Source organism: Thauera sp. 27, from assembly GCF_000310125.2.
Taxonomy (GTDB): domain Bacteria; phylum Pseudomonadota; class Gammaproteobacteria; order Burkholderiales; family Rhodocyclaceae; genus Thauera; species Thauera mechernichensis.
Map to the genome: position 1 here is coordinate 1 of NZ_AMXB01000039.1, position 21,297 is coordinate 21,297.

Genomic DNA, 21,297 nt, shown 5'->3' on the forward strand with positions numbered 1-21,297 from the left:
CTGCGCACACCCCGCCAGCGCGAGCACCCGCCGAGCGTGGCGGGCCGCCGGCCATGCCCCCGCCGGGCGCGGCACCATGACCTTGGCCTTGAGCGTGGCCGGCAGCAGCCCGCGCATCGCCTGGCCAAGCTTCATCGCCGCGCCGAACAGACGCGGACGCGGCACGAACTCGCGCAGCACCCAGCGTGTCATCGCCGCGCCGCCGCGCTGCGGCACGCGCTCGTTGACCATGTGGCGGCCGATGTCGAGCAAGCGGCTGTAATGCACGCCCGACGGACAGGTGGACTCACAGGATCGGCAAGTGAGGCAGCGGTCGAGGTGCAGGCGGGTCTTCTCCGTGACCTCAGCCCCTTCGAGCATCTGCTTGATCAGGTAGATGCGCCCGCGCGGTCCGTCGAGCTCGTCGCCGAGCAATTGATAGGTCGGACAGGTCGCGGTGCAGAAACCGCAATGCACACACTTGCGCAGGATCTCCTCGGCCTCGGCACCCTCGGGGGTGCCGCGCACGAAATCGGCGAGTTGGGTCTGCATGCTTCAGAACTCCGCGTAAAGACGGCCGGGGTTGAGGATGCCGGCAGGATCGAAGGCCTTCTTGAGGCGATGGTGCAAGGTCGCGACGGACGCGGCGAGCGGATGAAACACCGCGCCGCGGCGATCGCCACCGCGGAAACAGGTGGCATGGCCACCCACGGCCGCAGCACGGGCGCGCACGACTGCGGCATCGGCCGTCCCTGCCAGCCAGCGCACACCGCCACCCCACTCCATCACCTGACGCCCGGGCAGGCCGAGCGCGGGCGCCGTGGTCGGCACGGCCAGGCGCCACAAGGACTCGCCCGGCGCCAACGCGAACGCGTCGTGGGCGTGCTCGCGCACCGACTGCCACAGCGCGGCGGCCGTTGCATCGTCGATGCGCTCGCCACCCAGGCGCGCACAGGCAGCGCGCACGGCGGCATCCGCCCCCGACAGGCGCAGGTGCAGGACACCGGCCTGCCAGAGCGTGGCCGACACCGGCAGGGGCTGTCCGCCCCACGCATTCATGCGCTCGATCGCCCCAGCCTCGTCCATCTCGAAACGCAGCGTCGCCTCGGCTACCGGCCGCGGCAGCACCTTCAGCGAGACCTCGAGCACGATGCCGAGGGTGCCGAGGCTGCCGGCAACGAGCCGCGACACGTCATAGCCGGCGACGTTCTTCATCACCTGGCCGCCAAACGAAAGCAGTTCGCCACGACCATCGAGCATCTTCACGCCGAGGACGAAATCGCGCACTGCGCCCTGGCTCATGCGCCGCGGCCCCGCCAGCCCCGCCGCCACACAGCCGGCGACCGTCGCGGCCGGACCGAAGTGGGGCGGCTCGAAGGCGAGGAACTGGTTCTGCGCCGCGAGCAGCGCCTCGAGCTCGGCCAGCGGCGTACCGCCGCGCACGGTAACCACCAGTTCGGTCGGCTCGTAGGCCACCACGCCGGTGTTGGCGCGCAGCTCGAATACGTCGCCGCCTGCCTCGCGTCCGTAGAAATCCTTGCTGCCACCGCCACGCAGGCACAGCGGCGTGCCCGCCGCAGCCGCCGCCCGCACGCGCTCGCGCCACAGCGCTTCGATTGCCGTCATTGCCATCTTGTCCTGCCGCCCCCTCGTTGATTGTCGCCCTGCGTCCACCACGCCCCTGCTCCGGCTCAGAACCGCGGCAGATCCGGGTAGGGCACGTGATCACGGCTCACCCGCATGCGGCCGTACTCGGCACAGCGGTTGAGGGTCGGGATCGCCTTGCCGGGGTTGAGCAGGCCGGGCGGGTCAAACGCCGCCTTGACGCGAAAGAACTGGCGCACCTCGGCGGTGGTGAACTGCGAGCACATCTGGTTGATCTTCTCCAGCCCGACGCCATGCTCGCCGGTGATGGTGCCGCCCAGCGCCACCGACAGCTCGAGGATCTCGGCGCCGAAGGCTTCCGCGCGCTCGAACTCGTCCGCCTGGTTGGCATCGAACAGGATCAGCGGGTGGAGGTTGCCGTCGCCGGCATGGAACACGTTCATGCAGCGCAGGCCATAGCGCCCCTCCATCGCCTGGATCGCGGTCAGCATCTCGCCCAGGCGCTTTCTCGGAATGGTGCCGTCCATGCAGTAGTAGTCGGGCGAGAGTCGCCCCGCCGCCGGAAAAGCCGCCTTGCGCCCGGCCCAGAAGCGCAGGCGCTCGGCCTCGTCACGCGACACGCGGATCTCGGTGGCACCACTGCCCTCGAGCACCGCGCGCACGCGCTCGATCTCTTCTGCGACTTCCTCCGGCGTGCCGTCGGCCTCGCACAGCAGGATCGCCTTGGCGTCGAGCGGATAACCCGCACGCACGAATTCCTCGACCGCGGCGGTCGCGGGCTGGTCCATCATCTCGAGGCCTGCCGGGATGATGCCGGCAGCGATGATGCGCGCGACCGCCTCGCCCGCGCGCACGACATCGTCGAAGGCCGCGAGCACGCACTGGGCAAGCTGAGGCTTGGGCACCAGCTTGACGGTAACCTCGGTCACCACCACCAGCATGCCCTCGGAGCCGGTCGCCAGGGCGAGCAGGTCGTAACCCGCAGAATCCGGCGCATGGCTGCCGATCTCGACGATCTCGCCCTCGATCGTCACGCCGCGCACACGCAGCAGGTTATGCACCGTGAGGCCATACTTGAGGCAGTGGACTCCGCCCGCATTCTCGGCGACGTTGCCGCCGATGGTGCACGCGATCTGCGACGACGGGTCGGGCGCGTAATACAGCCCGTGCGGCGCAGCCGCCTCGGAGATGGCAAGATTGCGCACCCCCGGCTGAACGACGGCAGTGCGTGCCAGCGGGTCGAGAGCGAGGATGCGGTTGAAGCGCGCCAGCGACAGCAGCACGCCCCGGGTATGCGGCAGCGCACCGCCCGACAGTCCGGTGCCTGCGCCACGCGCAACCACCGGCACGTCCAGTTCATGGCAGATGCGCAGCACCTCGACCACCTGCGCCTCGGTCGTCGGCAGCGCGACCACCAGCGGCAGCGCGCGATACGCGGCCAGGCCGTCGCATTCGTAAGGACGCAGGTCCTCGGTCTCGTACATCAGCGTGTCCGGAGGCAATACGCGGCTCAGCGCTTCCACGACGCGTGCCTTGTCGACGCTTGAGAAATCGCGTTCGGCTTCTCCGAACGGCAGCACATCGGCTTCTGGGTTCATCATCGAGAGTCCTCGCGACAAGCGTCCGCCAGGGCCCGCCCCTGCCGCCGCAGGCTCAAAGTATAGGCGGCGCTCGGCGCAACCGGCTTGAAGCAATTTCGCCACACCCTTGAAAAAACTTCACGCCGGCAAGCCGGGCTTGCGCCCTGCACCCCTCCACTCAGGGCAGCACGCTTTGCAGCCAGTCTGCAAACGCAGCGCACTCCCAGCGCTCGAGCGCGCCTGGCGTCCAGCAAATGTAATGCCCGAAGGGCGAGTTCATCGGTCGTGCCGACAAGCTGAGCAGGCGGCCGCTGTCGAACCACGCGGCACCGAGCTTGTGGCGCACCAGCGCCACGCCGAACCCGCTCGCCGCTGCATCGTAGACCAAGCCGAGGTCGTTGAACTGCGCGCCGCTGGCCGGTTCTGCGAGCGGGAGTCCGCAATGCGCGTACCAATGCGCCCAGGGCTCGAGCGGGCTGCGAACCAGGCGCACGCGCGTACATTCGGCCTCGTGCTCAAAACCGTCGAAGGGGCCGAACTCGTCCAGGAAGGCCGGGCTGCACGCCGGCGTCACCACGTCACTCAGGATCAGCCTGTGCTCGACATCGGCGTAACCGCCCAGGCCGTAGCGCACCTCCAGGTCGGCCGCCTCGGCGGTCACGTCGCGCAGCGGGATCGATACCTGCAGCGTGAGCTCGATGTCGGGATAGCTGCGCCGGAACAGCTCGAGCTTGGGCATCACGAACTGGCGGCAAAAGGATGGCGTCACCGCGACACGCAGGCGGCGCGGCCCCACCGCGGCGCGCTCGCCGGGCATCTGCTGCAGCGCGGCGAGCGCGGTAGCGACATGCTGCAGGTAGGCCGCACCCTCGGCCGTGAGGGCAAAGTCGCCACGGCAGAACAATCGCACGCCCATGTGTGTCTCGAGCTGGCGCAGTCGATGGCTGACCGCACTCACCGTCACGCACAGCTCTTCCGCAGCACGGCTCGCACTACGCAGGCGCGCCACCGCCTCGAAGGTGAGCAGGCACTGGATCGGGGGAATGCGGCTGATCGCCATCTGCACGGGGCTCCGGACACGTCGGGGGAGGCCTGCATTATGCCCTCGCGGCTCGCGCCGCTCCCACTGGAGAGCGCCAGCGCCGGGGTTTGTCCTTAAAATGTGAGCTCCCGCCCCGCTTCGCACTCACGACACGCCTGCCCGCTCGCAGTCACCGCTGCCGCACAGCCCCCATGCCGCCTTCCGTGCGTTTTCTCCCCTTTCTGTCCTGGCCAGCGCAATGGCGGGCGCACGGCGTGCGCGGCGATCTTGTGGCCGGGATCACGGTGGCGCTGGTATTGATCCCGCAAGCGCTGGCCTATGCAAAGCTCGCCGGCCTGCCGCCACAGGTCGGGCTGTACGCGGCCCTCCTCCCCGCCGTGGTGGCGGCACTGTTCGGCTCCTGCGGGCAGCTGTCCACCGGACCGGTGGCACTCACCAGCCTGCTCGTCGCGGCCAGCATCGTGCCCCTGGCCGGGCTTGCCGGCGGCGACCTGCTCGGACTCGCCCTCCTGCTCGCGCTGCTGTCCGGGCTCATTCAGCTCGGGCTCGGGCTGATGCGGCTGGGCTGGTTGCTGAACCTGCTTTCGGTGCCAGTGCTGATGGGCTTCGTCAATGCTGCCGCGCTGATCATCTGCCTTACCCAGGTTCCGCCCCTGCTTGGGTTGTCGATGCCCCATTCGCAGCACCTGGTGCTGGACTTCACCCAGGCCCTTGGCGGCCTCACTGCCCCTCACTGGCCGTCGATGGGCTTCGGCCTGGGTAGCCTGGCCGCACTGGTCGCGCTCAAGCGCCTGTGGCCGCGCCTGCCCGGCGTCCCCCTGGTAGTCGCCACCGCCACCGCACTGTCGGCGTGGTCCGGTTTTGCCACCAGCGGCGGCGAGGTGGTCGGCGACATCCCGCGCGGCCTGCCCCTGCCCAGCCTGCCACCGCCGAGCCCGGACCTGGTTGCGGCAATCCTGCCGGCCGCCTTCGTGGTGGCGATGGTCAGCTTCATGGAAGCCGCCTCCAGCGCCAAGCTCATCTGCGGCCGTACCCGGCAGCCTTGGCGACAGGACCAGGAACTCATCGGACAAGGGCTGGCAAAGATATCCGCCGCCTTCACGTCCGGCATGCCCGTGAGCGCATCGTTCTCGCGCTCGGCGCTCAATTATGTAAACGGAGCCCGCACCGGCCTGTCCTCGCTCGTCACTGCCGCTCTGCTGGTACTTACGCTGCTCTACCTGACCCCGCTGCTGTGGCACCTGCCCAAGCCGGTGCTGGCCGCGGTGATCCTGCAGGCCGTGGCCGGCCTGATCGACACCGGGGTGCTGCGACGCGCCTGGCGCGCGAGCAAGGACGACGGTGCGGCAGCCGCCGTCACCTTCCTCGGCACGCTTGCGTTCGCCCCCAACATACAGAACGGCATCTTCACCGGCCTCATCCTGTCGCTCGGGCTGATGGTGTATCGCGGCATGCGCCCGCGCGCAGCCCTGCTCGGCCTGCATGAGGACGGCACCTACCGCGACCGCGAGCGCTTCGGCTTGCCTCACCCCCACCCACAGCTCGTCATCCTGCGCTTTGACAGCCCACTCACCTTCGTCACTGCAGCCACCTTCGAGGACGCCATGCTTGCAGCCGCGCGTGCGCAGGACAAGGTACGCACGGTGCTCGTGTCGGCGACCGGCATGAACGACATTGACGCCACCGGCCTGCACACCCTGGCCGGTCTCATCGAGCGCTTCCATGCCCAGGGCCAGGCCATCGCCTTCTGCGGACTGAAGAAGCAGGTTATCGATGCCATGGAGCGCGATGGCCTATGGCCGCGCATCGCCGCCCAGGCCAGCTACCGCACCGAACACCAGGCGCTCGCCGCCTTGCTGCCCGGACTGGCGGCAAGTGACTGAGCAAGCACGCATTGCAGCGCAATTTGCATTGACTTCGCGCGCCAGCTCAGTTATCGTGCGCGATTCTTTGCAGACCCATCAACTGGAGTAACACCATGTACGCGGTGATAAAAACCGGTGGCAAGCAGTATCGCGTTGCCGCTGGCGAAAAGATCAAGGTAGAACAGATACCGGCCGACGTGGGTTCCGAAATCACCATCGACCAGGTCTTCATGGTCGGTGAAGGCGAGGCCGTCAAGATCGGCACGCCGGTGGTTGCCGGAGCTACCGTCAAGGCGACCGTGGTTTCCCACGGCCGTCACGACAAGGTCAAGATTTTCAAGATGCGCCGCCGCAAGCACTACCAGAAGCACCAGGGGCATCGTCAGAACTACACCGAGCTTCGCATCGAAGCGATCTCGGCCTAAGGCGCAGGGGGTAATCCGACATGGCACACAAAAAAGCTGGCGGTAGTTCGCGTAACGGCCGCGACTCGGAATCGAAACGCCTCGGCGTGAAGCGTTATGGCGGTCAGTTCGTGCTCGCCGGCAACATCATCGTTCGCCAGCGCGGTACCGAGTACCACCCGGGCGACAACGTCGGCATCGGCAAGGACCACACCCTGTTTGCACTCAAGGACGGTGTCGTCAAGTTCGCTGTCAAGGGCGCCCTGCGTCGCCGCACCGTGATCATCGTGCCGGAAGCGGCCTGATCGCACGCGTTCGATCGCATCGCAGTCCAAAAGCCCTATCCACGTGGTAGGGCTTTTTTGTTTCCAGGGCGCGCACTGCTGCGTGTTCCGCTAAGAGGTTGATCAGGCATGAAGTTTTTTGACGAAGCCCGCATCGAGGTCTACGCCGGCGACGGCGGCAACGGCGCGGCCACCTTCCGCCGCGAGAAGTTCATTCCCAAGGGCGGCCCCAGCGGCGGTGACGGCGGGCGCGGCGGCAGCGTTTACGCAGTGGCCGACCGCAACCTCAACACCCTGATCGACTATCGCTACACGCGCAGCTTCCGCGCAGAGCGCGGCGAGAACGGCGGCAGCCGCGATTGCTACGGCAAGGGCGGCGACGACATCACGCTGCGCTTCCCGGTCGGGACGGTGATCAAGGACCTCGAGAGCGGGGACCTCGTCGCCGATCTCGACGAGGACGGCAAGACCGTGCTGATCGCCCGCGGCGGCCGCGGCGGTCTCGGCAACATCCACTTCAAGTCGAGCACCAACCGTGCACCGCGCAAGAAGACGATGGGTCAGGAAGGCGAGTACCGCAACCTGCACTTGGAACTGAAGGTGCTGGCCGACGTCGGCCTGCTCGGCATGCCCAACGCCGGCAAGTCCACCTTCATCCGCAGCGTCTCGGCCGCCAAGCCCAAGGTCGCCGACTACCCCTTCACCACCCTCGCCCCCAACCTCGGTGTGGTACGCACCACCGAGGCACGCAGCTTCGTGATCGCCGACATTCCCGGCCTGATCGAAGGCGCAGCCGAGGGTGCGGGCCTCGGCCATCAGTTCCTGCGCCACCTGCAGCGCACCCATGTGCTGCTGCACCTGGTCGACCTCGCACCATTCGACCCCGAGGCAGACCCGGTCGCGGACGCCAAGGCGATCGTCGAGGAGTTGCGCAAGTACGACGAGGATCTTTACAACAAGCCACGCTGGCTGGCGCTCAACAAGCTCGACCTCATCCCCGAGGATGAGCGCGAAGCGCGCGTCAAGGCCTTCCTCGACGCCTACGGCCCGGTCGAGCGCCACTTCGAGATTTCCGCCATCAAGGGCGAAGGCACCCAGGGGCTGATCTTCGCCATCCAGGACTTCCTCGACGCCGAGCGCGCCCGCATCGAGGCCGAGCGCGCAGAACGCCAGGCTGCCGAAGTCGCACGGCTGGCGGCACTGGAAGCGGCACGTGCGGCAGCCGACGCGGCTTTCGAGGAAGAGGCGCTGGGCGAAGACGAGGACGCCCTGCCCGAAGACGATGGCACGCCCGACGCCGGGAGCGAGGCGCCGAGCCAACCCTGACCGACAGAAGCCCATTCAACCGCGCACACGCATCGAAATGAGAACCAAGATCCGCAACGCCCGCCGCCTCGTGGTCAAGGTCGGCAGCGCACTCGTCACCAACAACGGCGCCGGCCTCGACAAGGACGCACTCGACGCCTGGGCGCGCCAGATCGCCGCATTGCGCGCCGAAGGCCGCGAGGTAGCGCTGGTGTCCTCGGGTGCCATCGCCGCCGGCATGCAGCGCCTGGGTTGGGCGAAGCGCCCGCATGAGATGCACAAGCTGCAAGCCGCAGCCGCAGTCGGCCAGATGGGCCTGGTCGAGGCCTACGAGAAAGCCTTCTCGCGCCATGGCCTGCACACCGCGCAGATCCTGCTCACGCACGAGGACCTCTCCGACCGCACACGCTACCTCAACGCCCGCAGCACGCTGACCACCCTGCTCGAGCTCGGTGTGGTGCCGATCATCAACGAGAACGACACCGTGGTCACCGACGAGATCAAGTTCGGCGACAACGACACCCTGGGTGCGCTGGTCGCCAACCTGATCGAGGCTGAGGCGCTGATCATCCTCACCGACCAGCAAGGCCTGTATACCGCAGACCCGCGCCGCGACCCCACTGCGACACTGATCAGCGAAGGCCGCGCCGAAGACCGCCAGTACGAGGCCATGGCCGGCGGCGCCGGCACCGGCATCAGCCGTGGCGGCATGATCACCAAGATCCGCGCCGCCCAGCGCGCTGCCCGCAGCGGCGCCCACACCTGCATCGCCAGCGGGCGCGAAGCCGACCCGCTGCTGCGCCTTGCCGCAGGCGATGCGCTCGGCACCCTGCTCTACGCCACCAGCACGCCGCTGCAGGCACGCAAGCAGTGGATCGCAGACCACCTCCAGCTCGCCGGCGACCTCGTCATCGATGACGGTGCCGTCGCTGCCCTCAAGGGTGGCAAGAGCCTGCTGCCGGTGGGTGTGATCGAGGTGCGCGGCGACTTCAAGCGCGGCGCAGCCGTGGCCTGCCGCACATCCGCTGGCGAGGAGGTAGCACGCGGACTGGTCAACTACTCGGCATCCGAGTGCAGGCGGATCGCGCGCAAGCCGACGGCAGAGATCGAGAAGCTGCTCGGCTACATCGACGAACCCGAGCTCATCCACCGCGACAACATGGTGTGACGCTAGGCGCGGTACCGGCAACGCGGGGATAATGAAGCCAGCCGCAGCGCGCGGCATCCTTATTCCCGCAACCGGATGCGCCCATGCCCGACCATACGCTGCAATCCGTCCTGCTGCTCGCGGAAGGCTCGACGCTGGCGCACGTTGGCCGCCCCCTGCTCGTCGCGCGCCTGCTCCACAGCCACGGCATCCGGGTCACGCTCGCGCGCCCACCTGCCTATTCGTGGATGACCCGGGACGAGCCTTTCACCGTCGTCGACCTGCACACCCAGCCCCCCGCCGAATTCGCCCGCCGTCTGGATGCGGGCCAGCCGCTGTACGACCTCGAGACCCTTGAAGCCTATGTCACGGCCGACCGCGCATTGTTGAGCGGCCTCCGCCCCGATGTCGTGGTCGGCGACTTCCGCCTTTCGCTTTCGGTGAGTGCGCGCCTGGAGGGCATCCCCTACGCCACGTTGTGCGATGCCTACTGGAGTCCGGAAGCACCGCTCGAACCAGCACTTCCGGTCTTTCCGTGGACGCGCTTCGCCCCCATCCAGCTGGCACAGGCCGTGTTTCAACGCGTCGCACCGCTCGCCTTCCGCATCCACGCCCGTCCGATGGAGCGCCTGCGCCGTCGCCATGGCCTGGGCAGTCTCGGCCACGACCTGCGCCTGTGCTACACCGACGCCGACCTGCGCCTGTTCGCCAACCCGCGCGCCTTGTTTCCAAAGGTGCACGAACATGCGGGCGCCGCCTTCATCGGCCCCCTGGCGTGGTCCCCTGCAGGTGAGGGCGAACTGACCGCACTTAAGCAGGACGGCCGCCCTCTTGTGTACGTGACCATGGGCAGTTCGGGCTCCCCGGCGGTCCTCGCCGCCCTGCTGCCCGCGCTCGAGCGCTTCGACTGCGACATCGTGCTCACCACCGCAGGCAAGCCACTGCCGATGGGCCTCGACACCGGCCGTGCACGCATCTTCGACTACCTGCCCGGCGACCGTGTGTGCGCCCAGGCCAGCCTGGTGATCTGCAACGGCGGCAGCCCCACCACCAACCAGGCCCTGAGTCACGGCGTACCAGTGCTGGGTATCGCACGCAATATGGATCAGTTCCTGAACATGCGGGCGATTGAAGACTTCGGCGCCGGACTGCTGATGCGCGCGGACCGCGTATCGCCTGTGCTGGCGGCCACTACACTCAGGGCATTGCTGACACATCCGGGCTTCACGCAACGTGCACGCGACCTCCGCGATACGGAACAGGGCATCACAGCAGGTGCCGCAGACAGCCTTGTCGGCCACCTCACGAGCCTCACCGGCGCTACCGGCTAGGCCATACCGTCTGACGAGTTCACGACGAACGGACACCGTCACCGCGGCATTGCGTCACCCTATGGCGTGCGCCCGCTTTGCTACAATGCTTTTTGACTGTGACCGCCGGGCGCAACCTCGACACGCGCCCACCCCGACACACCCCAAGCCCACCGAGGATGCCGTATGCCGCACCGCCGCCCAAGCAAGTCGCTCCGGATCATTGCCCTTGCAAGCCTGCTCGCCCTCGGCGGCTGCGGCAAGGACCTCTCCCCGGACGACTACATCCGCAAGGCTGCGGGCCATATCGACCAGAAAGCCTTCAACGCGGCCTCGATCGAGCTCAACAACGCCTTGCAGCAGGCCCCCCAGAATCTGGAGGCACGCTGGCTGATGGCGCAAGTCGCACTCGAGCTCGGCGACGGCGACAAGGCTGAGCGCGACGCCCGACGTGCCATCGAACTCGGCATTGCGCGCACGGAAGTACTTCCGGTTCTTGCACGCGCCCTCCTGTTGCAGCAGGACCCCGCGCGCCTGCTCACGGAGACCTCGATCCTGCCGCAGGACGCCTCGCCGGAGGTCCAGGCAACGCTGCTCGCCCTGCGCGGCAAGGCGCTGCTGCTTCAAGGGGAAACCGAAAAGGCGGACGAGCAGTTCGCGCGCGCGCAGGAGATCGACATCGGCAACGTGGATGCGAGCATCGGCGCCGCCTTCGTACTCGCCACACGCGGGCGGCTGGACGACGCCAAGGCGAGCTTGCGTGCGGCTGTCGAACGCCACCCCGACAGTGCAGACGCGTGGGCCTTGCTCGGCGATCTCGAGCTCGAACAGGGCAATTACGAGGCCGCGGAAGCCGCTTACGACAAGGCTGTCGCCAACCGCGCCTATCTCACGCTCGACCGCGCCAAGCGAGCCCATGCAAAACTGTTGCAGAACAAGGTCGAAGAGGCGTTCGCCGACCTCGCGCCGCTGTCAAAGGTTGCGCGCACGTCCTATGTCGCCTACGTGCGGGGCCTGGCCCATTTCCAGCAACAGAAGCTTGTGGAGGCGGCCAACGAGTTCGAGGTCAGCCTCAATGACGACCCCAACTTCATCCCCAACCGCTACTTCCTGGCCACGACGCGCCTGCTGTTGAACCAGCCTGAACAAGCGCTCGTCCACGCCGACTTCATCCGCTCCCGTGCGCCGCAGTCGCGATCGGCGAACATCCTCGTCGGCGCGGCCCAGGCGGGTCGCTCGGACTTCGCCCTTGCAAAGGCACCTCTCGAAGCGGCACTCAAGGCCAATCCCGACGACACCCTGGCGTTGCAGATGGTCGCATGGACGGCACTTCAGGAGGGCGACGCCCCTCGTGCCCTGCTGCATGCGGAGCGGCTTGCCAGGCTTGCCCCTGATTCTCGCGAATCGCTCAACCTGCTGATGCTGGCTCAACTGATGGCCGGACAGCAGCTTCCCGAACTCGGCGCCGACAGCGAGGACGCCTACAGGACCTCCTTCCTGCTCGCTCTGCAATCCTTCAGGGATCAGCGCTATGACGAGGCGCGCACGCGCATCGCGGCCCTGCGTGCCAGCCACCCCGACCAGCTGGGACCACTCGGCCTCTCTGCCGCCATCGACCTTGCGACCGGTCAATGGGAAAGCGCCCGCGGCATCCTCGAGCAGGTTCTGCAACGTGACCCCGCCAATGCGAGTGCGCGTATCAACCTGGCCAGACTCGCCCTCAACGACCGCGACTTCGCGCGCATCGACACGCTCATCCGCCCCTTGGCCGACCAGCGCCCGAACGACGAAGTGGTCGCACTTCTGCTGGTCGCGGCCGCACACGGCCAGGACAAGCAAGCGGAGGCAAACCGGATCCTCGAGCGCCTGCTGCAACAGAACCCGCGCGCGATCACCGCTCGCAGCCTGCTGGCGCGCCGCCACCTGAATGCTGGCACGCCGGACAAGGCCCTCGCGGTGCTGGGCGAACTCAGCCCCAAGCAGATCGAGACCACCCCAATCTTCCTGGAACTACAGGGCACTGCCTACCTGGCCAAGGGCGATGCCGAAGCGGCACGCACCGCCTTCATGCACCTCAGCCGGATCGCCCCGGATGCGGCTTATGCACGCGTTCTGCTCGCCGAAGCACTCCTGCAGCAGCGGGATTTCCGTGGCGCCCAACGCGAGCTGGCCGAGGCACTCCGCCTCAATCCGCGCCACCTTCCGGCGCGTATCGCCGAGTTGCGCTTCCTGACCCAGTCCACCCAACTCGAGAAAGCGGCCAGCGCCGCCTCGAAACTTGCGGCGGATTTCGGTGAGCTGCCCGAGGTTCTCGCGGCCACCGGTTGGCACGCCTTGGTGACCAGCGACTTCGCAAAGGCCGAGGACCTTCTTGGCAAGGCACTCGAACATTCGCCCCGCTCAGAACTTGCCCAGCAGTTCGCCCGCAGCCTATGGGGGCAGAAGAAGCATGACGACGCCTTCCAGTTCATGAAGCGCTGGCTCACCGACCATCCGGACGATACCGGCATGCTGCTCCATCTTGCCGGTGCCCACCTGGAACTGGACCAGACGACGGAGGCCATCAGCGCTTACCGGAAGTTGCTCGAACGGCATCCCGACCATGTCCCGTCGCTGAACAACGTCGCCTGGCTAAGCCGCAAGAGCGCACCCGACGATGCCTTGCGATCGGCGCGCCGGGCCAACGAGCTTGCTCCCGAAGACCCGCACGTCCTCGACACCCTGGCCATGATCCACTTCGAGCGCGGCGACCTGACCCAAGCACGCTGGTTGCTGGACCAGGCACTCAAGTTCAACCCGGAGAGCGGCCAGGTTCGGCTGCATGTCGCCCAGGTGCAGGCCGCCCAGGGTGATGCTGCGGGCGCGCGGGCAACACTCGAGAAGCTCATCATAGACGGCGTCGGCACCCGCTTCGAGGCCGAGGCGCGGGCGCAGCTTGCGGAGATTGGATCACAGCGCTGAGCGCTACGGCTTTCCAAGCGCAGCATCCAGCCGCCTGAGGGCAAGAGCAAGGAGAACCGACCGTGCCATCGAACACACCCCCTCAGCAAAGCTTGCTGGTCAGGACCTGGAACCTGCTGTCGAGCACCCTCGGGCGATCGGCAAGCCAACCGCTGTCTTCCGCAGCACTCATTGCCTCGGCGATGGAGAAGAGCGGCAGCAAAGTGTCCTTGCCCGCGGATGCCGCAACAGGGCTGGAGCATCTGGTGGGCGCATTGAACGAGTCAGCGGACCTCCATCCGTTCGGTCGCTACTACGTATCCGAGCTGCTCGTCGGCTTGCTGAGCAACCACCTCAAGCTGTTGACCTACCAGGCCGCACACCCGGAGGTCATCAACGCTCCGGTAAGCCGCCCGCTCATCATCCTGGGCCTGCCGCGATCGGGAACCTCTTTCCTCTTCAACCTGCTCGCATGCGACCCTGAGCACCGCTATCTCAGCAACTGGGAGACAACCGTTTCCCAGATGCCGCCCAGGCAAGCAACAGCCAGGGAGCACGACCCTCGGCGCCGAACCGGACGCTTTCTGATGGCGTTCCAGCGCTATCTCGCACCACAGCTGGAACACATCCACGAGTTCTACCTCGACGGCCCCGAGGAATGCACCCCGATCCTGATGCAGAGCTTCGCAACGCAGGCACTTGCGGGCATGTTCAACGTGCCCGGATACTCCACATGGCTCGACCATGTGGACCACCGGCCAACCTACCTGCATCACAGAGGCGCGCTGCAGGTACTGCAAGCCACGTACCCCGCCAAGCGCTGGTTGCTGAAGTCGCCCGACCATCTGGCCGCCCTCGACTGCCTGCTTGACACCTATCCGGACGCCTGCCTGGTTCATCTGCACCGTGACCCGGTTCAGTCGGTTGCCTCCTGGGCCAGCCTCAATGCCGCATTCCGCGGCATATGCGCGTCACGCATCGACAACACGGAGCTCGGCCAGCAGGTGCTGCAGCGCCTTGCGACGGACATGGACGCATATCTGGCTGCACGCCGACGCCGGCCAGAACACGGCGTTCTCGATATCCCCTACAAGCGCCTCATCGCAGACCCGATGGGCTCGGTGTCCGCCATCTACGGTCACTTCGGGCTTGAATTCGGAGGCAGCGCACGTTCGCAGCTCAGCGATTTTCTCGCCAAGGACCGCGAAAAACCGCGCAGCCATCGCTACACGCCCGAGGACTTCGGCTTGTCGGGCGAGTCGATTCGGGAGCGATTTGCGGACTACATGAGCACCTTCGACCTGGGGCCGGGCAAGCCAGCCAGCTCTGGTTGAGGCTTCGTCGCATGAGACGCTGGACTCGCATGGCCCTGCCCCCAAAAGCCCTCGACCGGCTGGCGGTACTCACACCCTGCACCATACTGCTGAGCACCGGGCTGGCACTGGCTGCAGCCCCCCTCGAAAGCGCCGTCATGCCGACGGCGGGTCTGGCCAGCCTGTGCATCTGCACGCTGCTGGCGCACGCCTGGCGACGCGCCCCGGAGCTGGCTTGCCAGCGCACCGGATCAGACGTCCGCTGGGTCAAAGCCCACATCATCACTCACGTCGTCCCAGTGGGATTCGCGTTTGCGCACTTGAGCACGGGAACAACCCCGGCACCGGACCCAGCATGGATCGTCGGATTCGCGCTGTTCTTCTACTCGGGGCGGCGCACCTGGCTTGCACTGGAACAGGCGTTCAAGCGCCCGCTCTACGTCATCTTTAGACGCGGCAACAGCGCCATGCTGATCACCACCACCACGCTCGCAGTCGTTGGGCAGCTCGTCGACGCCAACGCGATCAGCAGCTTCGTCGCGCGTGTCCTGTCGATCTACCTGATCATTCACCTCGCCCTTACCGGCCTGGCCGTTGCCCGTATCGATCGCGATCTGGGGCGATGAACGAAACAAGTGGGCCGGGCCGAACGGGGCACAAGGACGTACGAACAACTGCGCACGCACCGCGAACGCAAAGAAGCCGCGGCTCCCTGAGGAACTCGCGGCTTCTTCCACCTGGCGGCCTTGCTTCAGGCTGCCAAGCCAGCACCGATCACAGGATCAGGCGGCCACTTTCTCTTCGCGACGACGACGCAGGCCACCCACACCCAGCGCAGCGAGCGCGCCGCCGAGCAGCACCAGCGTACCGGGTTCCGGCACCTGGGTGACGTTGACACTGGTCAGCGCCGCCAGCGTGAGCGAGTAGCGACCTTCGGTCAGCCCCTGTGCGATCAGCGAGAAGTTGGTGCCAGCCGTGCCCAGGCTGTGCTGAGCGCTTTCGCTCTCAGGACCAACGCCAAGGGTGATGTTCAGCGACTCGCCCTCAGCAGCGTTGCAAGTCAGGCCAAAGCCGCACAGCAGGCCGGTACCGGCGCCATTCGGGCTCCAGACGATGAGCGGGACACCTTCACGCGACAGCGTGAAGTTCGTCGTCAGGTTGGCTTGGGCCAGACCCGAGGTGTAAGGCGGGATGAGCGAGACATCAGCCTTCATTTCCGGATTGGCGACGAAGCTCAGGCTCATCAGCGCCGTGTTGGTGTCGATCACGAAATCGAACGTCCAGGTGGTGTTCGACTGGATGTTGGACGATGCCTGACCTGCACCCGAAACCAGAAGCTCGGCCTCGGCAACCTGCTGGCTTTCCGACGGGAAGCCATTCACCAGTTGGGCGGTGGTGATCTCGGCGTTCGAGTTGGCGTAGGTGCCGTTACCCTGACCGAGCAGCGTGTAGTCGTTGTTGGCGCGCGTGAGGCTGCTGCCCGGCGCGTTGGCGGCATTGACTGCCAGCACCGGCGGCACCGCGCTGCAGTTGCCCAGCAGGCTGCTGCAGGATGCGGCAAAGGCCTGGGTCGAACCGTTCAGCGTGGCGGAATCTTCCACGTTGAAGGTGAAGTTCGGGCTCAGGTTGGTGATGACAGCGCCAGTATTCTGGTTCACAAAACCGATCACCAGGTTGCTGACATCCAGCGACGAACCAGCGTAGACACTCGCCGAGGCCTGGCCAGCCGCACCCATTGCCAGGGCTGCCACCAACGCCGTCGCGAGCGATGTTTTCTTAAGTTTCATAATGTCCTCCGTTATTCAAGTAGTACCGCAGGTATCGAGCGCTCGCGATCAAAGCTACCTTGCCAGCACTGCCGAACCGCTCGGACAACATAAAGCAATCAGCATGCCAGATTTACAAACCCCTTTTCTTTCATCCACTTGAGGAAGCGACATTACTCAACCAAACCCTCCAGGCATGATGAGTGTAAAAATTCCCGACACTCACTCGACCAGCCTGAAGGCATGGTGGACCTAGCCCGGAGCCTCCGGGCGCTCGCCAAGCAGGCGTGCCAGGGGCAAGCGAAGCGAGCGCGCATGCGGCGTTGCCGAGCGGCCCACGCGGCAAAAGAACATGAAGGCATCGTCGGACGCAGCCGGGACCAGTTGCTCGAACCGCTCGGCGAGTCGTGCAGCCGCAGCATCGATGCCAGGGTGGGCGGAAAACGAACGTCCGGCACGCGCGTACCAGCGAAAGATGACCGGCGTCATCTCAGGCTGCAGGTGCAGCCCCTGCGCCTCCGCCGCCAGCCACAGCCGCTGCATCGCCACGCCGGCGGCGAGGTAGTCCTCGATACCTTGGGGCGAGCGCGGCGGCAGCAAGAGGATATGGGCAGCGCAGCCGAGCGCAGGCAGCAGGTCAAGCTGGATGCGCGGCGCCACGGTGCCAAACAGATAGCGGTTGAAGAAATCCACCCGTTGCCAGCTCTGCATCACCCAGCGCATCAGCTTGGCGGTGGCGGGATCAACGCCGACCGCCTGATCGGGGATGCGATCGTCGCTGTACCGGGCGTTCCATTCAATGATGCTGCGATGAACCTCGAAGGCCTCGGGCGTGGTCAGCCTGATATGAGCGTTGGCCCACAGCAACCTGCCGACGGCCAGACGCTCGGCGAAGCGCTCGAACAGGCGCAGCCTGAAGGCCGGGCCAACGGCATCGACCAAGGCAGCACGCTGAGCGTCGGTGAGCGGCGTGGTGCGCATCGGCCGGCGCTGAACGACTCGGGTTTCGATGTAGCGCGCGAGCGGATCGGGCTCCACGCTGGCATCGGCGAAGAAGCGCACATCGTAAACGGGGGCATCGTCCGCGCAACCGGGCCGGACGGACCATTCGGTGCGCAACCCTTCGCAGCTGGCCGCCAGGCGCAGGGTCTCGAGCAGCGCGCCATGGGCAATCTGGCTGGCACGACCATCGAAATCATAGAGGACGTGGTCGCGGGTATCGAACCCACGCACCACCACATGGCCCTCGGCCGGGATCTCGAAGCGCCACGGTTGGGTGTTGTCGCCACTGGGCGCCCAGCGCGCGCGCTCGAGGATGCGGTGCAGCTGTTCATGACTTGCCATGCTTGAGCGCCTCCTGCTTCATGCGTTGTAGCTGCATGCGACCAAGCCAGAGGCCGATGCGCTGCAGCGGATTGCGATGCCCACCCGGGCGCCAGGTGCGCTTGAGACGGTTCTGGTAGGCATCGAACTGATACCCCCAGGGCGCCTTGAAGACCTTGCCGCGGCCGAGCAACAGTTTCAAAGCCTCGACTGCGGTGATACCGGCGCACAGCTGGCATGCGGCGATGGTCGAAGGCCCCTTGCGCGCGGCCAGGTCAACCCGCGACGGATCGGCCAGGTAGGCGCGCTGGAGCATGCCCGGCGACAGGCCAAGCAGGAATCGCAGCGCCATCTCATCCTCATCGCAGCCCTCGAGACCAAAATAGTCCTCGAACGACATGCTGTCGGGCGCAAACACGAGCACGGCAGCCCCCATGCCGAGCGGGGCTGCCGTCACCGCTGGAATGCCGCGACGATGACAGGCGGCGAAAACGGCTCGCCGAGCGGCAAAGGCAAAGAAATCCAGACCATCGACGTAGAGGTCGACGTCCTCCAGGAAGGCATCGAGGCTATCCTCGCCGACTCCCTCGGGAAAGCAGCGCAGATCGACAAGGGGATTGATGTCGCGCGCCATGCGCGCCAGGGCCTCGACCTTGGGCTCGCCCAGCGTGCTCATCATTGCGCCGGCCTGGCGATTGAAGTTGACGATGTCGAAACGGTCAAAGTCGGCGATGCTGAATGCACCGATGCCAAAGCGCGCGAGGGTGAGCAGATGAACGCCACCAACCCCCCCCATGCCAGCAATGGCGATGCGCCGCGAGCGCAAGGTCTGCTGCTCGGCCTCGGTCACCCAGCCGATGTTGCGCGAGAATGCCGCGCTGTAGTCGAATTCTGGCCGCATCTCGGCCCCCTCGTTCCAAGTCCGCCGAGAGGCTATCATAGACTTACTTTTCGACCACACGAACGAGCATGCTCAACGAAGCCGCAAATCGCGCCGCGCGTGCGACGCTGGTCGCAGCGCGCAACCTGTTCCGGCAGCGGCGGCGGGCATTGCTCGCAATGCTCATCATCTGCGGTGGGGTGGTCACCTTCGTGCTGGCGGGCGGATTCATCCACTGGCTGCTCGACAACATGCGCGAGTCGACCATCCATTCGCAGCTCGGCCACATCCAGGTCATCCGTCCGGGCTATTTCAAGAAGGGGCTGGGCGACCCCTACAGCTACCTGCTGCCGTCGGGCACGGAAGCGGTGAGCGCGCAGCCGCCGCAGGGCATGGTCACGATCACGCCACGCTTGTCCTTCAACGGTTTGCTCAGCAGCGGCGACAACACCATTTCATTCATGGGCGAGGGCATCGACCCCGAGCGCGAGGCATTGGTGGGGCGCTCCATCCGCATCGTCGCCGGCAGCAACCTGGACGGCACGGATGACAACACCGTGCTCGTGGGGCGCGGGCTGGCTGCCAACGTCGGCGTCCAGCCCGGCGACACCGTGGTGCTGCTGGCGACCACAGCCGAGGGCGGACTCAACGCCGTCGAACTGACGGTGGCGGGCCTGTTCGGCACCACCGTCAAGGCCTACGACGACGCAGCGCTGCGCGTGCCGATCGAGACTGCACGCAAGCTCATGCGAGTCGAGGGAGCGACGAGCTGGGTCGTGCTGCTCGAACGCACGGCCGACACGGACGCTGCACTCGCATCACTGAAGGCGCGGCTCCCCGCCAACGAGTTCGAACCGATTCCCTGGTACGACCTGGCTGACTTCTACAACAAGACCGCGGAGCTGTTCACCCGCCAGGTCGGTGTAGTGCGCATCCTGATCGCGCTGATCGTGGTGCTGAGCATTTCCAACACCTTGTCGATGGCGGTTGTCGAGCGCACGGGAGAAATCGGCACGGCAATGGCGCTGGGCGTGCGCCGTGCGGGCATCCTGCGCATGTTCCTGACCGAGGGGGCGCTACTCGGAGTGATCGGCGGCGCAGTCGGGGTCGGTCTCGGCTTTCTGCTCGCTACCGCGATTTCGGCAGTGGGCATCCCGATGCCCCCCCCGCCGGGCATGGAGACCGGTTTCACCGGTCGTATCTCAGTTCCCCCGACGCTGGCATGGGAGGCCTTCCAGCTCGCCTTTGCGACCACCCTGCTCGCGAGCATCCTGCCAGCCTGGAAGGCATCGCGGATGAACATCGTCGACGCACTCCGCCACCAGAGGTAAGGCCGCATGCTGATCCGGCTCGCCATCCGCAACCTGCTGCGCCAGAAGATCCGTACCGCGATGACGCTGGCCGCGATCATCTTCGGCGTATCCGGCCTGATCGTGTCCGGCGGCTTCGTGCAGGACATCTTCGTGCAGCTGGGCGAATCGATCATCCACTCGCAGACCGGGCACGTACAGGTGTTCCGCAAGGACTTCCGCGAGAAGGGTACCCGCCAGCCGGAGAACTACCTCATCCCGGACCCCGAGGCCCTGGCCGCACGCATCACTGCGTTGCCCGAGGTCAAGGAGGTCTCGATGCGGCTGAGTTTTGCCGGTGTGCTCAACAATGGCCGGCGAGACCTGGGCATCGTTGGCGAAGGCATCGAACCCGACAAGGAAGCACGCCTGGGTACCGCGCTGGAGATCCTCGCTGGCCGCCAGCTGCGGGATGACGACCTGTTCGGCGCAGTCATCGGCCAGGGGGTGGCGCACGCCATGAGCCTGGAGGTGGGCGACTCCATCGTGCTCGTGCTCAACACGGCCGAAGGCGCGGTCAACACGCTCGACTTCGAGGTGGTCGGCATCTTCCAGAGCTTCTCGAAGGAGTTCGATTCGCGCGCCGTGCGCGTTCCGCTCGCCGCCGCGCGCGAGCTGCTCTACACCGACGGCGCCAACATGCTGGTGACGACCCTGCACCGCACCGAGGACACCGCACGCGCCTACGCGGCAGTAGCCGCGCTGGTCGACCCAGCCCAGTTCGAGGTCTTCGACTGGAAGATGCTGTCGGACTTCTACGAGAAGACGCTCGGGCTCTACGAGCGCCAGTTCGGTGTCCTGCAGGGCATCATCCTGGTGATGGTGCTGCTGTCGGTCGCCAACAGCGTCAATATGGCCGCATTCGAGCGCCAGGCCGAATTCGGCACCATGCAGGCGCTCGGCAACCGCAGGCGCGACATCTTCCGCCTGCTGGTCGTGGAGAACACGGTTCTGGGGCTGGCCGGCGCCGTGCTCGGCGCGCTGATCGGCATCTTCCTGGCGGTGACCATCTCGGCAATCGGCATCCCGATGCCGCCGCCGCCGAATGCCAATGTCGGCTACACCGCCATGATCCGCGTCGTGCCCTCCGTCGTGCTGGGCGCATGCCTCGTCGGCCTGGTCGCCACCACTCTCGCCGCACTCTTCCCGGCACGACGCGTCGGCGCCACGCCGATCGTCGACCTCCTCAGACAAGGAAACTGAAC

The 21,297-nt window shown here is 66.5% G+C and carries 18 protein-coding genes; 11 read left to right on the forward strand and 7 right to left on the reverse strand.

What is annotated here, in order from left to right; genetic code table 11:
• From B447_RS17685 to B447_RS17700, 4 genes are all read right to left on the reverse strand, one after another.
• The coding region (locus B447_RS17685; protein ID WP_002943639.1) for a 4Fe-4S dicluster domain-containing protein at positions 1 to 531 on the reverse strand (531 nt) is incomplete at its 3' end.
• A 3-nt stretch (positions 532 to 534) separates the two neighbouring features.
• Complete coding sequence (gene glcE, locus B447_RS17690; RefSeq protein ID WP_002943641.1) at positions 535 to 1,605, reverse strand: glycolate oxidase subunit GlcE; 1,071 nt, start codon at positions 1,603 to 1,605, stop codon at positions 535 to 537.
• A gap of 65 nt (positions 1,606 to 1,670) precedes the next feature.
• Positions 1,671 to 3,182 carry an FAD-linked oxidase C-terminal domain-containing protein gene (locus B447_RS17695; RefSeq protein WP_002943643.1) on the reverse strand — a complete coding sequence of 504 codons (1,512 nt, stop codon included), beginning with the start codon at positions 3,180 to 3,182 and terminating at the stop codon, positions 1,671 to 1,673.
• A 160-nt stretch (positions 3,183 to 3,342) separates the two neighbouring features.
• Entirely contained in the window at positions 3,343 to 4,224 is an 882-nt protein-coding gene (locus B447_RS17700; RefSeq protein ID WP_002927590.1) for a LysR substrate-binding domain-containing protein, read from the reverse strand.
• A gap of 173 nt (positions 4,225 to 4,397) precedes the next feature.
• On the opposite strand from B447_RS17700, the gene B447_RS17705 reads away from it, so the two are divergent.
• From B447_RS17705 to B447_RS17745, 9 genes are all read left to right on the forward strand, one after another.
• Positions 4,398 to 6,089, forward strand: coding sequence for a SulP family inorganic anion transporter (locus B447_RS17705; RefSeq protein WP_002943645.1), 1,692 nt, complete (start codon positions 4,398 to 4,400; stop codon positions 6,087 to 6,089).
• A 95-nt stretch (positions 6,090 to 6,184) separates the two neighbouring features.
• Complete coding sequence (gene rplU, locus B447_RS17710; protein ID WP_002927594.1) at positions 6,185 to 6,496, forward strand: 50S ribosomal protein L21; 312 nt, start codon at positions 6,185 to 6,187, stop codon at positions 6,494 to 6,496.
• A 20-nt stretch (positions 6,497 to 6,516) separates the two neighbouring features.
• Complete coding sequence (gene rpmA, locus B447_RS17715) at positions 6,517 to 6,780, forward strand: 50S ribosomal protein L27 (protein ID WP_002927597.1); 264 nt, start codon at positions 6,517 to 6,519, stop codon at positions 6,778 to 6,780.
• 108 nt (positions 6,781 to 6,888) lie between these two features.
• Complete coding sequence (gene cgtA / locus B447_RS17720; protein ID WP_002943659.1) at positions 6,889 to 8,085, forward strand: Obg family GTPase CgtA; 1,197 nt, start codon at positions 6,889 to 6,891, stop codon at positions 8,083 to 8,085.
• A gap of 37 nt (positions 8,086 to 8,122) precedes the next feature.
• Positions 8,123 to 9,232, forward strand: coding sequence for a glutamate 5-kinase (proB, locus tag B447_RS17725; protein ID WP_002943669.1), 1,110 nt, complete (start codon positions 8,123 to 8,125; stop codon positions 9,230 to 9,232).
• Positions 9,233 to 9,315: 83 nt separating this feature from the next.
• Entirely contained in the window at positions 9,316 to 10,542 is a 1,227-nt protein-coding gene (locus tag B447_RS17730) for a glycosyltransferase (RefSeq protein WP_002943672.1), read from the forward strand.
• Between the two features lie 165 nt (positions 10,543 to 10,707).
• Positions 10,708 to 13,482, forward strand: a complete 2,775-nt coding sequence (gene prsT / locus B447_RS17735) for an XrtA/PEP-CTERM system TPR-repeat protein PrsT (protein ID WP_002943674.1) — start codon at positions 10,708 to 10,710, stop codon at positions 13,480 to 13,482.
• A 62-nt stretch (positions 13,483 to 13,544) separates the two neighbouring features.
• Positions 13,545 to 14,795 carry a sulfotransferase family protein gene (locus tag B447_RS17740; RefSeq protein WP_232431669.1) on the forward strand — a complete coding sequence of 417 codons (1,251 nt, stop codon included), beginning with the start codon at positions 13,545 to 13,547 and terminating at the stop codon, positions 14,793 to 14,795.
• An 11-nt stretch (positions 14,796 to 14,806) separates the two neighbouring features.
• Entirely contained in the window at positions 14,807 to 15,400 is a 594-nt protein-coding gene (locus B447_RS17745) for a hypothetical protein (protein ID WP_232431670.1), read from the forward strand.
• 156 nt (positions 15,401 to 15,556) lie between these two features.
• On the opposite strand, the gene B447_RS17750 is transcribed toward B447_RS17745, so the two are convergent.
• From B447_RS17750 to B447_RS17760, 3 genes are all read right to left on the reverse strand, one after another.
• A complete protein-coding gene (locus B447_RS17750) occupies positions 15,557 to 16,561 on the reverse strand; it encodes an EDSAP-1 family PEP-CTERM protein (protein WP_232431671.1) in 1,005 nt (334 codons plus the stop codon).
• A gap of 231 nt (positions 16,562 to 16,792) precedes the next feature.
• Entirely contained in the window at positions 16,793 to 17,884 is a 1,092-nt protein-coding gene (locus B447_RS17755) for a nitroreductase family protein (protein ID WP_002943682.1), read from the reverse strand.
• Positions 17,871 to 18,764 (reverse strand): ThiF family adenylyltransferase, encoded by an 894-nt coding sequence (locus tag B447_RS17760; RefSeq protein WP_002943685.1) that lies wholly within the window; start codon positions 18,762 to 18,764, stop codon positions 17,871 to 17,873. The genes B447_RS17755 and B447_RS17760 overlap by 14 nt, the downstream gene beginning before the upstream one ends.
• Before the next feature lie 68 nt (positions 18,765 to 18,832).
• On the opposite strand from B447_RS17760, the gene B447_RS17765 reads away from it, so the two are divergent.
• Both B447_RS17765 and B447_RS17770 read left to right on the forward strand, forming a co-directional pair.
• On the forward strand, positions 18,833 to 20,074 hold the full coding sequence (locus B447_RS17765) for an ABC transporter permease (protein ID WP_002943690.1): 1,242 nt from the start codon (positions 18,833 to 18,835) through the stop codon (positions 20,072 to 20,074).
• Between the two features lie 6 nt (positions 20,075 to 20,080).
• A complete protein-coding gene (locus B447_RS17770) occupies positions 20,081 to 21,295 on the forward strand; it encodes an ABC transporter permease (RefSeq protein WP_002927630.1) in 1,215 nt (404 codons plus the stop codon).
• Positions 21,296 to 21,297 lie beyond the last annotated feature (2 nt).